Here is a 19,315-nt window from a genome sequence, read left to right on the forward strand (position 1 = left end):
CGCCCTCCTCAGCGCAGCTTCGGGTCGAGGGCGTCGCGTACCGCGTCGCCGAGCATGATGAACGCGAAGACCGTGAGGCTGAGCATTCCTGCCGGGAACAGCAGCGCATGCGGGTTGTCCCGGATGTCCTGGCTGCCCTGGGCGATGTCGATGCCCCACGAGATCGTCGGTTCCCCGAGCCCGAGTCCGAGGAACGAGAGCGTCGCCTCGGCCGAGATGTACCCACCGAGCGCGATGGTGGCCACGACGATGGTCGGGGCGAGCGCGTTCGGCAGGACGTGCCGGAAGAGGATCCGCGGGGTGCCGGCGCCGAGCGCGCGCGCCGCCGTCACGTAGTCCGCCTGCTTCGCGGTGATCACCGAGGCACGCATGACACGGCAGATCGAGGTCCAGCCCAGGAAGGCCAGGGCCAGGATCACCACGTACACCTTGCGGTCGGTGAAGGCGTTCAGGACGACCATCGCACCGAGCAGGAACGGGATGCCGAAGAAGATGTCGGTGACCCGGGATATGACGGAGTCGAGCCAGCCGCCGAAGTAGCCGGCGAGCATGCCCAGCAGGCCGCCGACCAGCGTGACCGCGGCGGTGACGCCGACGCCGACCATGATCGAGGCGCGAGTGCCGTAGACGACGCGCGCGTAGATCGAGCGGCCCTGGCCGTCGTAACCGAACCAGTCGGCCTGGAAGAGGTGTCCCAGCTCCGGCTTGGTCAGGAAGTGGTTGGTCAGGTCGCCGTCGCGCGGGTTGGCGCCGGTGAAGAGCCCCGGGAAGGCGGCTATGACCAGCAGGAGCACCAGCAGGATCGAGGAGATCCAGAACATCGGGCGGTGACGCAGGTCGAACCAGGCGTCACCCCAGAGGCTGCGCGGCTTGTCCTTGCTCTGGGCGTCCGCGGCCGAGGGAGCGGCGACGGCGTCCACCGCCGCTTCGGTCTTGGTCTCGGTGACGTCAGGCATACCGGATCCTCGGGTCCAGGACCGCGTACAGCAGGTCGACGAGCAGGTTGATCACAAGGATGACGAGGACGAAGACCGTGACAACGCCGACGATCGTCGAGCCCTCGCGCTGCTGCAGCGCCTTGAAGAGCAGGTTCCCGACACCCTGGACGTTGAAGATGCCCTCGGTCACGACCGCGCCGCCGATGAAGCCGCCGATGTCCGTGCCGAGGAAGGTGACGACCGGGATCAGCGAGTTGCGCAGCAGGTGGACACCGACGATGCGGCGACGCGGCAGGCCCTTGGCCATTGCGGTACGCATGTAGTCGGCGCGCAGGTTCTCCGCGAAGGTGGTACGGGTCAGCCGTGCCACGTACGCCATGGAGAGCATGGCCAGCACGAAGCCCGGTAGGAACAACTGCGCGTAGTCCGTGGAGTCCTGGACGTTCGGTGCCACCCAGCCGAGCTGGTCCGCGAGGACGAAGCGGGCGAGGAAGCCGAGCACGAACACCGGGATCGAGATGACGATCAGGGTGAAGATCAGTACGCCGGTGTCGGCGGCCTTGCCGGCCCGCAGGCCCGCCCAGGCGCCGAGCCCGATGCCGACGATGATCTCGATGAGCATCGCCACCGCGGTCAGCCGCAGCGTCACCGGGAAGGACTCGGACATCTCGTCGATGACTTCGCGACCACCGAAGGTCTTGCCGAAGTCGCCCTGGAAGAGATTGCCCATGTAGTCGACGTACTGCTTCCACAGGGGCTGGTCGAGCCCGAACTCATGGCGGAGCGACGCGACCTGTGCGGGGTCTGCCGCCTTGTCTCCCCACATCGCCCGGATTGGGTCACCGGGAAGGATGTGGACCATGAGGAAAATAATCAGAGTGGTCCCGATGAAAACCGGGATCATCTGGAGCAGTCGCCTTGCGACGTAACGCCCCATCATGCCTCCATGCCGTGAGGGGTCGGCGATGGCCTTCTCAGAGTTGTCTCCGCCGCGGGGTGTGGGGGGAGAGCCCCGGGGCATCGCCTACGGGCCGGTTCCGCCGCCCCTGAAGAGGAACGGCGGAACCGGCCTTCGGGTCCCGATGCTTACTTCTTGGCCTTGACCTGGACGTCGGTGAAGATCGGGTCGCCGTCCTGGCCGTACACGATCTTGCCGAACACGTTGGTGGACTGGCCCGAGTTGTTCTTGTAGAACCACAGCGGGATGGCCGGCATGTCGTTCTTCAGGAGCTGCTCGGCGTCCTGGTACATCTTGACGGTCTCGTCGAGCGTCTTCGCCTTGTCGGCCTTCGCGGCGAGGGCGTCGAACTCCTTGTTGGAGTAGCCCGAGGTGTTGCCCGCGGCGGTGGTGCCGTACAGGTCGCGCATGAAGTTCGAGTTGACCGGGTAGTCGAGCACCCAGCCACCGCGGTACATGGACTTGACCTGCTTGTTGTCACGGGCGTTCAGGTCGGCCTGGAAGTCCGGCTTGGAGTCGCCCACGCACTCGACGCCGGTCGCCTTGCGGATGCTGTTGCAGACCGCGTCGACCCACGGCTTGTGGGACTGGTCGGCGTTGAACTGGATCGAGATCTTGTTGCCCGGGACGCCACCGCCGTCCTTGATGAGCTTCTTCGCCTCGGCCGGGTTGTACTTCACGATGTCGCCGAGCGCGCCGGGCTTGTAGCCGAGCACACCGCGGGCGACGAACGAGTCGGCCGGGGTACGGGTGCCGTGCAGCACGGTCTTGGTGATCGTGTCACGGTCGATCGCCATGGACAGACCCTGGATGACCTTGGGGTTGATGTCCTTGAACTGGTCCGTGTAGAACGCCGGGACGATCGACTGCACCGCGGAGTACTCGGCGTCGATGGCACGGTCGCCGAGGTCCTGCTTGTAGCTGGTGAGCGACGTCGTCGGGATCTGCTCGATCCAGTCGAGGTTGTTCGACCGCAGGTCCGAGTACGCGGCGTCGGCGGTGGTGTAGTTCTTGAAGTCGATGCCACCGTTCTTGGCCTTGTTCGGGCCCTGGTAACCGTCGAACTTCCGGACCTTGATCAGCTTCTTGTGGTCCCACGAGACGAACTTGTAGGGACCGTTGCCGATCGGCTTCTGGCCGGCGGCGGCCGGGTCCTTGAAGAAGGACTCGGGCAGCGGCGCCCAGACGTCGTAACCCAGCTTGTACGCGAAGTACGAGACCGGGCCGGTCAGGCTGATCGTGAAGGTGTTGTCGTCGACGATCTTCAGGCCGGACATCTTGTCCGCCTTCGGCTTGCCCTTGGCCGGGTGGACATCCTCGTAGCCCTTGATGTCCTGGAACCAGCTGGAGTTGGTCTGGTTGTTCTTGACGTTGGCCGACCAGTTCCAGGAGTCCACGAAGGACTTGGAGGTGACCGTGGTGCCGTCGTGGAACTTCCAGCCCGGCTTGAGCTTGACCGTCCACACGGACGAGTCGGCGTTGGGCGTCACGGACTCGGCGTTGACATACGTGAGCTTGCCGGTGCCGGGCTCGTAGTCGACCAGGCCGGAGAAGATGGTGCGCAGGACACGGCTGCCCTGGCTCTCCTTGGCGTTCGCCGGCTGCAGCGGGTTCTGCGGCTCTCCGAGCTGGGCGGTCAGGATCCCGTTCGGGTCCGCCTTCCCGGAGTTCATGCCGCTGTCGCTGTCCTTGTCGTTCCCACCACAGGCAGTCGCGGCCAGGGCGATGATGGCCGCTCCCGCGACCCACTTGGCGCTCTTGGCACCACGCATGGGTTTCCTCCTCATGAGTCCACTTTTGACTACAAGAAGGGCACTGGAGTCGATACACCGACACCCCTGACGGTGATCGTTTCAGTGCCCCTAGTGTGCTCGTGAGTCGGCACTCCCCACAGTGCGTGACCCATTGACCCGAGCTCAATGGAGCCAACTATTAAGTACGACCGGGCTGTAAACCACACTTAAGGGGTCTCGTTTTGACAACATCAAGGAATCGCGATTGCCCAAAATCCGGACAAAGTGATCCCAGACAGACACCCTCGAAACGGACCGTTAACGCAGCTTTCGGAGAGCGACGATCGATATGCGGACGGATGGCCGGAGAAAACCACTGGACAACGGCGTGATGAGCCTGCCGGACGGCGCTCTTCCGCGTCCATCCGGTTGCTGATGCACACCGATGCGCTCCGACGAACCCTCGGCCCGGCGCACGGCGGGGCCCGGCCCCCCGTCAACTGACGGAAGGCCGGGCCCCGTTGATACGCGTGGGCGCCGAACGCCCGGTGTCAGGTCAGCGCTTGGCGCGCGACGCGGCGCGGCCGCGCTCCTTCTGGTCGAGGACGACCTTGCGGATACGGACCGTCTCCGGGGTCACCTCGATGCACTCGTCCTCGCGGCAGAACTCCAGGGACTGCTCCAGCGAGAGCTTGCGGGCCGGCACCACGTTCTCCGTGGTGTCGGCGGAAGCCGCACGCATGTTGGTGAGCTTCTTCTCCTTGGTGATGTTCACGTCCATGTCGTCGGCGCGGGAGTTCTCGCCGACGATCATGCCCTCGTAGACCTCGGTGCCGGCCTCGGTGAAGATGACACCGCGCTCCTGGAGGTTGACCATGGCGAACGGCGTCACGGAACCCGAACGGTCCGCGACCAGCGAGCCGTTGTGACGGGTGCGGAGCTCGCCGAACCACGGCTCGTGGCCCTCGAAGATGGAGTGCGCGATGCCCGTGCCGCGGGTCTGCGTCAGGAACTCCGTACGGAAGCCGATGAGGCCGCGGGACGGAACGATCCACTCCATGCGGACCCAGCCCGAACCGTGGTTCGTCATCGTCTCCATGCGGCCCTTGCGGGTCGCCATCAGCTGGGTGATCGCGCCGAGGTGCTCCTCGGGGGAGTCGATCGTCATGCGCTCGATCGGCTCGTGCGTCTTGCCGTCGATCTGCTTGGTGACGACCTCCGGCTTGCCGACCGTGAGCTCGAAGCCCTCACGGCGCATCTGCTCGACGAGGATGGCCAGCGCGAGCTCACCGCGGCCCTGGACCTCCCAGGCGTCGGGGCGCTCGGTGTCCAGGACGCGGAGCGAGACGTTACCGATCAGCTCGCGGTCGAGGCGGTCCTTCACCTGGCGGGCGGTGACCTTGTGGCCCTTGCCGCCCTTGCCGACCAGCGGCGAGGTGTTCGTACCGATGGTCATCGAGATGGCCGGCTCGTCGACCGTGATCAGCGGCAGCGCGATCGGGTTCTCGGGGTCGGCCAGGGTCTCGCCGATCATGATGTCCGGGATACCGGCGATGGCGCAGATGTCGCCGGGGCCCGCCTTCTCGGCCGGCTTGCGGGTGAGCGCCTCGGTCATCATGAGCTCGGTGATGCGGACGTTGGACATCGTGCCGTCGCGCTTGATCCAGGTGACGGTCTGGCCCTTGCGCAGCTCGCCCTGCTCGACGCGGCAGAGCGCGATGCGGCCGAGGAAGTTGTCGGCGTCCAGGTTGGTGACGTGGGCCTGGAGGGGGGCGTCCTCGTCGTACTCCGGGGCCGGGACGTGCGCCAGGATCGTGGAGAAGAACGGCTCCAGGTTGTCGCTGTCCGCGGGGACGGTGCCGTCCTCCGGCTTGGTCAGCGAGGCGACGCCGTCACGGGCGCAGGCGTAGACGATCGGGAACTCGATCTGGTCCTCGTCCGCGTCCAGGTCCAGGAACAGGTCGTACGTCTCGTCGACGACCTCGGCGATCCGGGAGTCGGGACGGTCGGTCTTGTTGATGCAGAGGATGACCGGCATCTTCGCGGAGAGCGCCTTGCGCAGCACGAAGCGGGTCTGCGGGAGCGGGCCCTCGGAGGCATCGACCAGGAGCACGACCGCGTCCACCATCGACAGACCGCGCTCGACCTCACCACCGAAGTCGGCGTGGCCGGGGGTGTCGATGATGTTGATCGTGATCGGGTCCCCGCCGTCCTTGGGGTGATACTTCACCGCCGTGTTCTTGGCGAGGATCGTGATGCCCTTCTCACGCTCCAGGTCGTTCGAGTCCATCATGCGGTCGTCGAGGTGCTCGGCGGCGTGCGCGGCGAAGGCGCCGGCCTGCTTGAGCATGGCGTCGACCAGCGTGGTCTTGCCGTGGTCGACGTGGGCGACGATGGCTACGTTACGGATGTCGTGGCGCGTGGGCATGGGTGGCTTGCGCTTCTCTCGGATCGTGGGATCAGGCGTCTAAGTCGGTCTCAAGTCCTCGTACGCCCGCCGGGCGGACGCGCCACGGCTCGTCCAATGGTACGGGGCTGGCGCCGCCGCGGCTTCCCGGGCGAGTCCTACCGGCCTCGGGACGGGCCTCCGGGCGGTCCGCCGGGCCCGCTCGGACGACAGACGCGCAGCGTGCGGACGAGTGCCGCACGGGAGGTGAAAGCCCGTGTCCGCCTCCTGTTTCCGCCTCCGCGACCGGTTCTTCCGGAGAATTTCACCGGGCGTCACGTCCGCGGCCCCGCGGACGGAGAAGACGGACGGAGAAGACAGAGGCGGAGACGGGGACGGGGAGGCGGACACGGGACTTGCACGGCTTCGGAGGTGGGGCTCCGAAGCGGAATCTCCGAGAGGCCGGAGCAGGGGCTCCGGGGTGGGGGGTCTCAGAGGTGGGGGGATCGAGCGGCCACCCGCGTCAACGGGTAGCGACGACCTTGCCCGCCGGGCAAGCCGGCGGGCAAGGGATTTGAGCCAGTTCTGAGCTTCCGGCCCTCTTCTGACCTGCTACTTCTTCTTGTTCGCCGGGGCTCCGGCGGCCTGCGGCTTCTTGAAACCGATGTCCTGGTAGTGGGGTGTCGCGAAGCCGAAGGCGCCGACGTTCGCCAGTTTCCTGTTCGCCGCCACCAGCTGCGGGCGCTGGTAGAGCGGAATGGATCCGGCGGCGGCCCAGATCCGGGCGTCGGCCTGCTTCATCAGATCCCGGGCGGCGTCCTCGTCCAGCTCCGAGACGGCCTGGTCGAAGAGCTGGTCGATGTGGTCGGTGCCGACCCTGGTGTAGTTCTGCTCGACCAGCAGCGAGCCGTCGGTGGCGGGCACCGGCTTGGCGAAGATCGGACGGTCGTCGGTGGCCGGGTAGGCGGTGGCGGGCCAGGAGTACAGGGCCAGGTCGTAGTCGCCGGAGGCGATGTGGTCCTGGAAGTAGCTCTCGTCGGAGACCTTGGTGATCTCCGTACGGATGCCGACCGATTCGAGCATCGCCGAGATCTTGTCCCCGACGCTGCGCAGCGGCTCCGAACCGGGACCGGACGGCAGGACGAAGCGCAGGGTCAGCGGCTTGCCGTCCTTGCCGAGCGGACCGCGGCGCCCGTCGGCCGCCGGTGCGGGGGCCGCGGTGCCGGCGGGGGCGTACGCGCCGGCGGCGCCTCCCGGCCGCTTGTCCTGGGCGGTGACCCTTGAGGGGACGTCCTCCGAGATGCCGGACTCGGAGAGGTAGCCGGCCTGGCGCAGCAGTGCGGAGCTGTGGAACGCAGCGGCGGGGGCGGGGGCCAGTACGTGGGTGGCGCCGCCCGCCGGGTCGCCGCCGCCGGGCTTGTCGTCGTCGCCGACGATGTACAGGCCGTCGTCGAGGGCGGGCTCGCGCCGGTCCGCGCCGTCGCCGGTCTTGCCGTCGGTGCTGCCCGCCTTCCCGGCGGCCGTGCCCGTCCCCTTCTTTTCCGCGTCCTTCTTCGCAGCCTTGCCGGCCTCCTTCTCCGCGTCCTTCTTACCGGCCTCGCTGCCCGCCTTGGTGCCGTCCGACTTCTTGACCGCACCCTCCGGCGTCCAGCCCGCGTCGGCCAGCAGCGCCTGCGCCACCTCGGTGTCCTGGCCGCCGAGCGCGTCGCTGCTGTCCTTGTACGCGGGCTGCCCGGCCAGCGCCAGATGGCTGCCGAGCGGCCGCGCGGGCAGGCCGAGCGGCCTCAGCACGGTGTCCACGAGTTCCTGGCGGTCCAGGGCGCGGGCGACCGCCCGGCGTACCCGGTCGTCGGCGAGCGGACCGGACTCGCCGTTCAGCGCGAGCTGGGTGTAGGCGGGATCCAGCGACTTGCGCACCACATAGGCGCGCAGCCCGGCCTGCTCGGCGGCGTACGCGTCGGCGGCGGCCCGGGTCTTCTTCCTGGCGGCCCGCGCGGCGGCCGCGGCCTTGGCGTTCGAGCCGTGCGCCACCGCCCAGGCGCGCAGGGCAGCGGCCGGGCCCTCCCCCGCGCCGGGTCCCTGGGCGAGCGGCTGCCCGTCGGCTCCCTTGCCGCCGGCCGCCTGCGCGATCCGGTGGGCCGCGGCGGCGTCCACGTCGGCCACGTCGACCCGGCCCGCCGCCAGGGCCTCGGTCCGGTCCCCGGTGGCGACGGCCCGGAAGACCAGTGAGTCGAGCTTGGCCGGGCTCCCCCACCAGCGCGGGTTGCGGACCAGCGTGACCTCGCCCGTCGCCTTGTCCACACCGCGCAGCCGGAACGGTCCCGAGGTGGCCTTCAGGGTGGTCCGGGCCCCGTCGTTGAAGGCGTCCGGGGAGCCGGTCACGTCCTTCGGGTAGAGCGGGGAGAACAGCGAGCGCCAGTCCGCGTACGGCTTGGCGAAAGTGACCCGTACCTCAAGGTCGTCGGCGCCGCGCTCGATCTTCTCGATGCGCTCGTAGCCGGCGTTGCGGGCGGTCCAGAACGCCGAGTCCTTGCCGCTCAGCGCCCGCCACTGGGCGACGAAGTCGGGCGCCCCGATCTCCCGGCCGTCGCTCCACACCGCCTGCTGGTTGAGCCGGTAGAGCACCACCTGCCGGGGCTCGCTCTCGACCACCTTCGCGGACTCCAGATAGTCCGGGTTGAGCTGCGGCCGGCCCTTGGCGTCCAGCGGGAAGAGCGTCGGCAGCAGGGCGCCGGTGATCCGGGTGGTGGTGGCGTCGGCATCCGCCTGGAAGGCGTTGAGGGTGGTGGGCAGGGCATCGACGGCCCAGTTGACCGTGCCGCCCTCGGCGACCATGCTCCGGCCGGCGACCGCTACGTCCTGGGGGGCCGTCGCACCGGTCGCGCCGTCGTCGGAGCTGCAGCCGGCCAGCACGGGGAGCGTCAGCACACCCGTCGTGAGGAGCGCGAGGGAGCGGCGCTTGCGGGCCGTCCCGCGCGGGACGGCGACGTGGGACATGGCTGATACCTCCGGGGCCGGCCCGACCCACCCGTCCACGGGTGTGCCAGATTGTGCGTTTCTGGTGGCATATGCAGTTGATCACACGATTCCTTCCGTCCACTGAAGGCGCCCCCGCGCGGGCGGGGGCGCAGACACGGCGCGACGGCACCGAACCTCACCCGTGCGGCGGAGCACCCCGGTCTGCCGCGCCGCACGGGAGCCGGACGGGCCGGCCTCGGGAAACGTTCACCGGGAAGCGCTCCCGGTGAACGTTCCTCGGGAATCGCCCCGGGAATCGAGGGATCAGTCGGCCACGGTGATCAGCCGAGCGTGGTGACCAGCCGAGCGTGGTGACCAGCCGAGCGTGGCGATCAGCCGAGCAGCGCGACGATCGCCTCCGTCGTGTCCGTCTCGCCCAGGCGCGGGAAGATCTTCTCGACGCTGTTGCGGTGCGCGTCGGCGTCCATGTCGGTGACCGCGTCCGTGGCGATCGTGACGTTGTAGCCGTGCTCGTACGCCGAGCGTGCGGTGGACTCGACGCCGATGCTGGTCGCGATACCGGCCAGGACGACTTGGGTGATGCCGCCGCGGCGCAGCCGGAGGTCCAGGTCGGTGCCGTGGAAGGCGCCCCAGGTGCGCTTGGTGACCACGATGTCGCCGTCGCGCGGGCCGAGCTCGGGCACGATGTCCGCCCAGTCGGCGGGCGGCCGTCCGTCTCCCATCGGGTTCTCGTTGCGGCCGGGGGCGCCGTCGACGACATGGACCAGGACGACCGGGAGGCCCTTGGCGCGGAAGGCTTCGGCGAGGGCGACGGAGTTGGCGACGATGCCGGCGACGGGGTGGGCGGTCTCCCGGCCGACGATGCCCTTCTGGAGGTCGATGACGACCAGGGCGGTCCTCGGGTCCAGGGTGGTGGCGGTCATGGTGATGCTCCTGTGCGGTGGGTGAAGGGTGGGAATTCGGGTACGGGGCGGCGCTGCGGGCAACGGGCGCGGGCAGCTGCCCGGCGGGGACTCACGTACGGGGCCGTCGCGGCCGTCTGCCCGGTACGCCTGGGCCGGGGCCCGGCCCAGGCCCCGTGCCGGGGCCTGGGACATCACTCCCCGGTCAGCCGGTCGATCAGCTCGACGGCCTCGGCGACGGTGCGCCGCTCGGCCCCGTCGAGCCCGGCCGCGATGGCCTCGGCCAGCCAGTCGTGCTTCGCCGCCCGGACCTCGGCGAGCGATGCGGCCCCGGCCGCCGTCAGCGACATCACCGCCTTGCGGCCGTCGGCCGGATCCGGCGCGCGCTCGACGAGCCCCTGGCTCTCCAGCGCGCCGAGCGTCAGCCGCATGGACTGCGGGCGCACGTACTCCGCGCGGGCCAGCGCGGCCGTGGTGGCCGGTCCCTCCCGGTCCAGCCGGGCCAGCACCGAGCGCTGCGTCGGCGTGAGCAGGCCGCCCGACGACGTACTGCGCAGCCGACGCAGCAGCCGGCCGACCACGGCCGCGAGCCGGGTCGCCAGCTCCTCGGCACTCGGCTCGGCGGACGACGCGGCGCGACGGCCCGAGGGGGTGGTTCCAGTGGGTTCCGGCATGCCCCCAACGTAAAAGGTGCACAGGGCACCTTGCAAGGTTGCCTGTCTTCATTTTGGGTGGTCTTGCCCGTCACGCGGCCCGCGATCTAGGGTGAATGCGCTTTCAGAAGAGGGTCGGTACATGCAACAGCAGGTGCTTCGGTACAGAACAAGAAGCGGACGGTCGGTCGAGTGAGCGCCCCAACGGTGTACGACGTCGCCGAGCGGTCGGGCGTCTCCATTGCCACGGTCTCGCGGGTCTACCGCACCCCCGATTCGGTACGCGCCCAGACCCGTGAGCGGGTCCTCGAAGCCGCCCGCCAGCTCGGTTACGTACCCAGCGGGAACGCCCGCGGTCTGGCCAGCCGGACCACCGGTGTGCTCGGTCTCTGCTTCCCCGACTACGCCGACCCCGACGCCGAGGCCGACGCGGAGGCGGACAGCGACGCCGACGACGCGGTGATGCTCTACTCCGACCAGATCATCCGGGGCATGGAACGGGCGGCACGTCGGCACGGTTACGCGCTGCTGATCGCCGCCTCGCTGGAGGGCGGCCCGGAGAGCCTCGTCGCGAAGGTCGCGGGACGGGTCGACGGCTTCGCCGTGCTGGCGCAGACCGTGCCGACCGAGGACCTCGAAGTGATATCGCGCCGGCTCCCGGTGGTGATGATCGCCGGCCCCCGCGAGATCGACCACCTCGACCACATCGTCGTCGCGAACGCCGACGGCGAGCGCGAACTGGCCCGCCATCTGATCGAGGACCACGGGCTGCGCCGGCTCGCCTTCGTCGGCGGCGAGGTGGAGTCGCCGGACGCCGAGGCGCGGTTCCTCGGTTTCCGGCAGGCGTGCCGCGACGCCGGACTTCCGGTGCCGGACGCGCCCGACCTGCGGGCCGAGATGATGACGCAGGCCGAGGGCGCGCGGACCGCGGAGGAGCTGCTCGACCGGGACGGCGAACGGCCGCAGGGGGTGCTCTTCGCCAACGACCAGATGGCGGTGGGCGCGCTGCGCGCGCTGGAGCGGCGCGGGGTGCGGGTGCCCGAGGACATCGCGGTGACCGGCTTCGACGGAATTCCGCTGAGCCGGATCGTCCGGCCGCCGCTGACGACCGTACGCCAGCCGATCCGTCAACTCGGCGAGCAGGCAGTGGAGTTGCTGGTCCAGAGGCTGGGCAACAGCGGCAGCGAGCCGGTGTCACTGATGCTCCCGGTGTCCCTGATCCGCCGCGCCAGCTGCGGCTGCGGCTGACGGGAACCGGCCCGCTCGGGCCGGCCCCCGTACCGGCTATCGGGCCCGGCCCAGCCGCTCCCCGAAGAACCGCTGCCGGGCCGCCCGGAGCTCCGCCACCTCCGCCGCCGTGCCCTCGTGCTCGAAGTGCCCCGCGTTCAGCACCAGCAGTTCGTGCTCGCCGGCCAGCGCGTTGTGCACGGCGAACTGCCCCGGCGGCGGCACCGAGGGGTCGAAGAGCGCCGCGGCCACCAGCGTGGGCACCTCCAGCCGCGTCGCGGCCGTGGCGGCGTCGAAGTACGGCAGCACCTCGGTGACCTCGGGGTGGTCGCGGTGGTGGGCCCGCACCGACTCCCCGCTGCCGATGCACTGCAGGGTGAGCCGCAGGGGGTGGTTGCCGAAGGTGGGCACCGTCAGCTGCCCGGCCCCGAACCGGTCGTCCCAGGGCAGCGCCAGCGCGCCGAGCCCGCCGCCGAAGCTCTCGCCGAGGTAGCCGAGCGCCGGGCCGCCCCGCTCCGGCGCCAGCTCGGGCACCAGTTCGTGCAGCGCCGAGGCCGCGCACCACAGGTCCGCCACGCAGTCGCCGATGACATACGTGTCGCGCGACTCGATGCCGTGCAGCACATGCGCGGCGGACACGTCCGGGATGCCCGGGTGCAGTCCGCGCGACTTCATGCCCCGCACGCACGGCAGGATCGCCGCGGCCCGGGGCAGCGGCAGCGGCACATCGGGGCCCGGCTGTTCCCGGCCGCCGTACCCGTGCCCGATGACGAATCCGTACTCCGCGGCCCCCTCGGCCGGCAGCGCCACCCAGCCGCCGATCCGTACACCGCCCACCGAGGTGAACGTCACACCGTGGATCCGTACCCCGTCGCGCTCCTCCTCCAGCGGCCCGAGCTCCGGCTCCGTGGCGACCTTGCGGGCCTCCTGGTAGCACTCGCGCCAGAAGGCGTCGAAATCGTCCGGAGCGGCGGGAGCGGGGACACGCAGCAGGTCCTGGAGCTCGTAGCCGTACGCCGGATCGAAGGGGAAGTCATGTTCGAACGAAGCCATGACCACGACCGTAACGGCCCGGGCCCCGGCGGCACAGCCTCTTGATCATCATCGGGCGGACAGCGAAATCGGTCACATCATCCACAATTTCGCATTTGGCGCGCATACCGTGCCAAGTTGAACATTCAGATGTCCAGCACGTTGCACGAGTGTGACCTAGCACCCTCTTGCGGATTCCCGAATGTCTGCCGCAGAGTGATGTATGCGCTTACAGGCAGCGCATACATCAGGATTGCTCAAGGAGGAGCCCTCCATGCCCCGCACCGCCAGAAACGCCTCGATCGGTATCGCAGTCGCCGCCGCGCTCACGCTCGGTCTGACCGCGTGCGGCAGTTCCGGCGACGATGTCGCCGCGGACAAGAAGCAGACGCTCACCGTCTGGGCCATGGGGGCCGAGGGCGAGAAGCTCGCGGATGTGGCCAAGGTCTACGAGAAGGCCAACCCGAACATCACCGTCAAGGTGACCCCGGTCGGCTGGGACGTCGCCCACCAGAAGCTGGTCTCCGCGGCCGCCGCCGGCACCCTGCCGGACGTGGCGCAGATGGGCGGCAGCTACATGGGCGAGTTCGCCGAGCTCGGTGTGCTGGAGCCGGTCGACACCAAGACCTTCAACGAGAAGGACTTCTTCCAGTCCGGCTGGAAGCAGGGCGAGGTGGACGGCCAGGCGTACGGCGTGCCGTGGTACGTCGACACCCGCGTCCTCTACTACCGCACCGACCTGGCCGAGAAGGCCGGCGTCACCAAGGCTCCGACCAACTGGAAGGAGATGCAGGACCTCGCCTCGGCCTACCAGAAGAAGGCCGGGACCAAGTGGGGCCTGTCCATCCAGCCCAGCGGCCTGGACACGGTGCAGAACTTCTACTCCTTCCTGTACTCGGCCGGCGGCGAGATCGTCAACGACAAGGGCGAGGCCGTCATCGACAGCCCCGAGGCCGTCAAGGCGCTCAAGGAGTACGGCTCGTACTTCGACAAGGGGCTCTCCAACAAGTCCGTGCAGCCCGGCTACGACGTGGTCAAGGACTTCGGCAACGGCCGCGTCCCGATGTTCTTCGGCGGCCCCTGGCACGTCACCCTGCTGAACGAGGGCCAGCCGCAGATCAAGGGCAAGTGGGCGGTGGCCAATGTGCCCGCCGACAAGACCTCCGCCTCCATGGCCGGCGGCTCGTCCCTGGTGGTCTCCAAGGACAGTGAGCACAAGGCCGCCGCCACCGAGTTCATCAAGTACCTGACGGACACCAAGGGCCAGGCCGACTGGTACAAGCGCACCAAGGACCTGCCGGCCAACACCTCCGCGTGGACCTCCGGCGCCCTCGCCGACGACGCCGACCTCCAGGTGTTCAAGAAGCAGATGGACACCGCCAAGGCCTCCCCGTCGCTGTCCAACTGGACGGAGATCACCGACAAGGTCGACCAGGCCATCGCCAAGGTCACCCAGGGCAAGGCGTCCGCCGAGGACGCGCTCAAGACGGCCCAGTCCCAAATCGAAGGCCTTCTGAAGTAATCGAAGGCCGGATGAAGTAGGAGTCATGCGCACCATGACCGCAAAGGCCGCGCAGTCGGCCAAGGCGCAGGCCGGGTCGGGGACCTCCGGGTCCCCGGCCACCGGGCCCGCGGGTCGCCGGGGCGGCAAGAAGGCCTCGATGGGCGTGCAGAACGTGGCCGGCTGGCTGTTCTCCACCCCCTTCCTCGTCCTCTTCCTCGTCTTCATGGCGTTCCCGATCATCGCCACGCTGGTGATGAGCTTCACCGACTTCGGGCTGCGCAATGTGACGCACCCGCTGGACGCGAACTTCATCGGCTTCGAGAACTACATCAAGCTGTTCAGCGACGAGAAGTTCCTCAAGTCGCTGTTCAACACGGCGTACTTCGTGGTGATCGGCGTCCCGCTGACGATCGGCCTCGGTCTGGTCGTCGCCGTACTGCTGAACAACGGCATCGACCGGGCGCGGACCTTCTTCCGCGTCGGCTTCTACGCCCCGGTGGTCACCACCATCGTCGCGGTCGCCGTGGTCTGGCGGTTCGTGCTCGACCCGAGCGACGGGCTCGTCGCGGGGCTCCTCTCCGAAGTGGGCCTCACCTCGCCCGACTTCCTGGGCTCCGAGACGCTCGCCATGCCGTCGATGATCGCGATGGCGGTCTGGCGCAACCTCGGCACGGTCATGGTGCTCTTCATCGCCGGTCTGCAGGCCATCCCCACCGAGGTGCGGGAGGCCGCGCGGCTGGACGGTGCCGGTGTCTGGCAGGAGTTCAAGGGCATCACCGTGCCGCTGCTGCGGCCGACGCTGCTCTACGCCACGGTGATCACGACCATCGGTTACCTCAACGTCTTCGAGGAGCCGTTCGTGATGACCCAGGGCGGTCCCTCGGACTCCACGCTCACCGTCTCGCTGAACATGTACCGCGAGGGCTTCAACTTCTTCCACATGGGCTATGCGAGCGCCATGGCGTATGTCCTCTTCGTAGTGATCATGGGCATCACGGTGCTCCAGCTCCGACTGCTGAAGGACAACACGAAATGAGCGCCACCAGTGCACCGGGCGCCGTCTCGACGGCGCCGTCGAAGAAGCCCGCGGACACTCCGCCGTCCGGGACGAAGAAGGCCCGCAACCCGAAGCGCGTCCTGGTCTACGTCCTGCTGTCGGTCGGCCTGCTGATCATGTCGGCGCCGTTCCTGTGGATGGCCCTCTCGGCCTTCAAGACACAGCAGGAACTGACGGCCAGCCCGCCGGTGTGGATCCCGACCGAGTGGACCCTGGACAACTTCCGGGAACTGCTCGACAAGCTCGATCTGCCGCTGTACTTCATGAACTCGGTGATCGTGGCGGTGCTGGTCACCGTCTCGAACCTGGTGTTCTGCTCGATGCTCGGGTACGCCCTGGCCAAGCTGAACTTCGCCGGCCGCAACAAGATCTTCGGCCTGGTTCTCGGCGCCCTGATGGTGCCCGGCAACCTGATGCTGCTGCCGCTGTTCGTGCTGATGAGCAAGTTGCAGCTGATCGACTCGTACGCCGGTCTGGTGCTGCCGTTCGCCGCCGGAGCCTTCGGGGTCTTCCTGATGCGGCAGTTCATGCAGTCGATCCCGGACGAGCTGCTGGAAGCGGCCCGGATGGACGGCGCCGGTGAGTGGTACATCTTCTGGCGGATCGTGATGCCGCTGGTGAAGCCCGCCCTGGCGACGCTCTCGATCTTCACGTTCCTGGGCTCCTGGAACAACTTCGTCTGGCCGCTCATCGCGACCAACGACCCCGACAAGTACACCCTGCCGGTCGCCCTGGCCACCTTCGCCACCGACCCCAACAAGGCGGGCGGGTCCAACGGCATGCTGATGGCCGGCTCCCTGCTGGTCGTCCTGCCCGTCGTGGTCCTGTTCATCGCGCTCCAGCGGCACTTCACCCAGGGCATCGCCACGGCGGGCATGAAGTAGCCCGCCCGGCAGCCCCACCGATACGTACGGGGCCGCGGCCCCACACCCGCGGCCACACCCCTTCATCCCAGAGAGACAGTTTGCGATGACGCACACCCAGGTCCCGTTCCCCGAAAACTTCCTGTGGGGCGCCTCCACGGCCGCCCACCAGATCGAGGGCAACAACACCAACAGCGACTGGTGGGTCAAGGAGCACGCCGCGGGCACCCACATCCAGGAGCCCAGCCTGGACGCCTGCGACAGCTACCACCGCTGGAACGAAGACATGGACACGCTGGCCGGTCTGGGCTTCACCGACTACCGGTTCTCCATCGAGTGGGCGCGCATCGAGCCGGCCGAGGGCCGCTTCTCCCGCGCCGAGCTCGCCCACTACCGCCGCATGGTCGAGGGCGCCATCGAGCGCGGCCTGCGCCCCATGATCACCCTGCACCACTTCACCGTGCCGCAGTGGTTCGAGGCGCGCGGCGGCTGGACCGCCGAGGGTGCGACCGAGCTCTTCGCGCGTTACGTCGCGGCCTGCGCGCCGGTGATCGCCGAGGGCGTCAGCCACGTCTGCACCATCAACGAGCCGAACATGATCGCCGTGATGGCCGGCCAGGCCAAGCGGGGCGACAACAGCTTCCCGCCGGCCGGCCTGCCGACCCCCGACGACGAGACCACCGAGGCCGTCATCGCCGCGCACCACGCGGCCGTCAAGGAGGTCCGGGCGATCAACCCCGACATCCAGGTCGGCTGGACCATCGCCAACCAGGTCTACCAGGCCCTGCCCGGCGCCGAGGAGGTCACCGCGGCCTACCGTCACCCCCGCGAGGACGTCTTCATCGAAGCCGCCCGCGGCGACGACTGGATCGGTGTGCAGTCCTACACCCGGACCAAGATCGGCACCGACGGCCCGATACCCACCGCCGAAGGCGTCGAGCGCACCCTCACGCAGTGGGAGTACTACCCCTCCGCGGTCGGCTACGCGCTGCGCCACACCGCCGAGGTCCTCGGCAACGACGTCCCGCTGATCGTCACCGAGAACGGCATCGCCACCGACGACGACACCCGCCGCGTCGACTACTACACCGGCGCCCTCAACGAGGTCGCGTCCGGGATCCAGGACGGCCTGAACATCCAGGGCTACCTGGCCTGGAGCGCGCTCGACAACTACGAGTGGGGCTCCTACAAGCCCACCTTCGGCCTGATCGGCTGGGACCCGGAGACCTTCGAGCGGCTGCCCAAGCCGTCCGCCGTCTGGCTGGGCGAGATGGGCCGCACCCGCGCCCTGCCGCGTATCGCCGGCTGACGTCGGCCCCCGAGCCGACCGATGTCGGCTCCCCCCGACCGGGAGCTACCTGACAGCTCCCGCCCGTACGGGAACCGGCGACACCTGACGGACGCCGGTCCCCGTACAGCAGGGCCTTCCGGGCCCTGTGCCCGCGTGCGGCGCCGCTCGTGTCCAGCCCTGCTCACGTGCGGCGGCGCACGCGGGTGCCGTACGAGGCAACGGCGCCCCGCGCCCGCGAATCACGACCGACGAACGAAATCCGCCCACCGCCCACAGTCGGTGGCTCTTTCTCTTCGAGGGGTTCTGATGGACCGTCGTACGTTTCTCACCGCCGCGGGAACAGGGGCTGCCGCCCTGTCGCTCGGCACCGTGGTGGCCTCTCCGGCGGGCGCCGCCGCCCAGCCGGTGCGCGGCTCGCACGCACCGCTGCTGCTGCGCTGGTTCCGCGACACGTATCGCTCGATCGAGGCCATGACGACCGACTTCGGTCTCGCCGTCGACAAGATCGACGTCAGCGGGCCCGGCGCCCCCGTCCAGTCGCGTCAGACCTCCCCCACCAACATCGGCTGCGGCCTCTGGTCGACGGTGGCCGCCGCCGGGCTCGGGGTGATCGACGACGACACGATGCGCCGACGTCTTGAGCGCACCGTGCGGGCCGTCGAGAAGCTGGAGCGCCACCACGGCTTCTGGCTCAACTGGTACGACGCGCACGACGGTTCGGTCCTCACCCAGTGGCCCGGCACCGGCGACCCGGTCCGCCCGTTCCTCTCCTCCGTCGACAACGCCTGGCTGATCACCGGCCTGCGCATCGCCGCCGACGCCGCACCCGCGCTGCGCCCCCACATAGCCCGCATCCTGGCGACCGCCGACTGGTCGTACTACTACACGCCGTACGACCCGGCCGACCCGGTCGCCGGCCCCGGTCAGCTGCGCGGCGGGTTCTGGCCCGATACCGAGGAGCCCACCGGGCACCACTACGGCGCGCTCAACACCGAGCCGCGGATGGCCAGTTACCTGGGGATCGCGGACGGCTCGCTGCCCGCCGACCACTACTGGCACCTGCTGCGCACGATGCTGCCCGAGCACGAGCAGGAGCAGCACCCGCAGGGCAGTTACGTCGCCATGGACGGCGTACGCGTCTGGCAGGGGCACTACACGCACCGCGGCCGGAAGATCGTGCCCACCTGGGGCGGGTCGATGTTCGAGGCCCTGATGGTGCCCTTGTTCGTGCCGGAGGCGGAGTGGTCGCCGAGGTCGTGGGGTCTCACCCACCACCGGTACGTCCGCAGCCAGATCGAGCACGGCACGGAAGAGGCGGGGTACGGGTACTGGGGCTTCTCCCCCTCGAACATTCCCGAGGGCGGCTACCAGGAGTACGGCGTCGACGCGATCGGCATGCAGGTCGACGGCTACGCCTCCAACACCGACCGCACGTACACCAAGGACGGCGAGCCGCTGCCGCCCGCCTCGGCGTTCACCAACGGTGTGGTCACCCCGCACGCCTCCTTCCTCGCCCTGCCGTACGCACCGGCCGAGGCGATCGCCAACCTGCGCGCGCTCGACCGCGACTTCGGCGCCTACCACGCCGGGTACGGCTTCCGGGACTCCGTCAATGTCGGCACCGGGCGGGTCAGCGACTACCTGCTCGCGCTGGACCAGGGCATGATCGCGGCGGCACTGGCCCAGGCGATCCGCCCCGGCCTGCTGCAACGGCCGTTCCGGACCGGCGGGTTCCGGTCGAAGGTGCGGCCGCTGCTCGCCAAGGAGCGGTTCTCCATCTGAACCGCCTCGA

The 19,315-nt window shown here is 69.2% G+C and carries 14 protein-coding genes; 6 read left to right on the top strand and 8 right to left on the bottom strand.

The window, feature by feature from the left end:
• Positions 1-8 precede the first annotated feature (8 nt).
• The 7 genes from EES42_RS03505 to EES42_RS03535 form a co-directional block, all read right to left on the bottom strand.
• Entirely contained in the window at positions 9-956 is a 948-nt protein-coding gene (locus tag EES42_RS03505) for an ABC transporter permease (protein WP_124716599.1), read from the bottom strand.
• The gene (locus tag EES42_RS03510) at positions 949-1,875 is read right to left on the bottom strand and encodes an ABC transporter permease (protein WP_124717390.1); all 927 of its coding nucleotides are present in this window, start codon (positions 1,873-1,875) and stop codon (positions 949-951) included. The genes EES42_RS03505 and EES42_RS03510 overlap by 8 nt, the downstream gene beginning before the upstream one ends.
• A 149-nt stretch (positions 1,876-2,024) precedes the next feature.
• On the bottom strand, positions 2,025-3,668 hold the full coding sequence (locus tag EES42_RS03515; RefSeq protein ID WP_124716600.1) for a peptide ABC transporter substrate-binding protein: 1,644 nt from the start codon (positions 3,666-3,668) through the stop codon (positions 2,025-2,027).
• A 517-nt stretch (positions 3,669-4,185) separates the two neighbouring features.
• Entirely contained in the window at positions 4,186-6,057 is a 1,872-nt protein-coding gene (gene typA, locus EES42_RS03520; protein ID WP_124716601.1) for a translational GTPase TypA, read from the bottom strand.
• A gap of 570 nt (positions 6,058-6,627) precedes the next feature.
• Positions 6,628-9,012: an ABC transporter family substrate-binding protein gene (locus EES42_RS03525; protein ID WP_124716602.1), complete on the bottom strand. Its 2,385-nt coding sequence runs from the start codon at positions 9,010-9,012 to the stop codon at positions 6,628-6,630.
• 353 nt (positions 9,013-9,365) lie between these two features.
• Positions 9,366-9,917, bottom strand: a complete 552-nt coding sequence (locus EES42_RS03530; protein ID WP_124716603.1) for an isochorismatase family protein — start codon at positions 9,915-9,917, stop codon at positions 9,366-9,368.
• 173 nt (positions 9,918-10,090) lie between these two features.
• Positions 10,091-10,570, bottom strand: a complete 480-nt coding sequence (locus EES42_RS03535) for a MarR family winged helix-turn-helix transcriptional regulator (RefSeq protein WP_124716604.1) — start codon at positions 10,568-10,570, stop codon at positions 10,091-10,093.
• Positions 10,571-10,741: 171 nt separating this feature from the next.
• Here EES42_RS03535 and EES42_RS03540 point away from each other — a divergent pair, with 171 nt between their 5' ends.
• Positions 10,742-11,797, top strand: a complete 1,056-nt coding sequence (locus tag EES42_RS03540) for a LacI family DNA-binding transcriptional regulator (RefSeq protein ID WP_124716605.1) — start codon at positions 10,742-10,744, stop codon at positions 11,795-11,797.
• Positions 11,798-11,833: 36 nt separating this feature from the next.
• On the opposite strand, the gene EES42_RS03545 is transcribed toward EES42_RS03540, so the two are convergent.
• Entirely contained in the window at positions 11,834-12,829 is a 996-nt protein-coding gene (locus EES42_RS03545) for an acetylxylan esterase (protein ID WP_124716606.1), read from the bottom strand.
• Between the two features lie 253 nt (positions 12,830-13,082).
• Here EES42_RS03545 and EES42_RS03550 point away from each other — a divergent pair, with 253 nt between their 5' ends.
• From EES42_RS03550 to EES42_RS03570, 5 genes are all read left to right on the top strand, one after another.
• The gene (locus tag EES42_RS03550; protein WP_124716607.1) at positions 13,083-14,330 is read left to right on the top strand and encodes a sugar ABC transporter substrate-binding protein; all 1,248 of its coding nucleotides are present in this window, start codon (positions 13,083-13,085) and stop codon (positions 14,328-14,330) included.
• 25 nt (positions 14,331-14,355) lie between these two features.
• On the top strand, positions 14,356-15,348 hold the full coding sequence (locus EES42_RS03555; RefSeq protein ID WP_124716608.1) for a carbohydrate ABC transporter permease: 993 nt from the start codon (positions 14,356-14,358) through the stop codon (positions 15,346-15,348).
• Entirely contained in the window at positions 15,345-16,253 is a 909-nt protein-coding gene (locus EES42_RS03560) for a carbohydrate ABC transporter permease (protein WP_124716609.1), read from the top strand. Before EES42_RS03555 ends, EES42_RS03560 begins: the two co-directional genes overlap by 4 nt.
• An 85-nt stretch (positions 16,254-16,338) precedes the next feature.
• Positions 16,339-17,541 (top strand): glycoside hydrolase family 1 protein, encoded by a 1,203-nt coding sequence (locus tag EES42_RS03565; RefSeq protein ID WP_124716610.1) that lies wholly within the window; start codon positions 16,339-16,341, stop codon positions 17,539-17,541.
• Positions 17,542-17,829: 288 nt separating this feature from the next.
• Positions 17,830-19,305: a glucoamylase family protein gene (locus EES42_RS03570; protein ID WP_124716611.1), complete on the top strand. Its 1,476-nt coding sequence runs from the start codon at positions 17,830-17,832 to the stop codon at positions 19,303-19,305.
• The last annotated feature ends 10 nt before the right edge of the window (positions 19,306-19,315 follow it).

This window comes from Streptomyces sp. ADI95-17 (assembly GCF_003846175.1).
Classification (GTDB): domain Bacteria; phylum Actinomycetota; class Actinomycetes; order Streptomycetales; family Streptomycetaceae; genus Streptomyces; species Streptomyces sanglieri.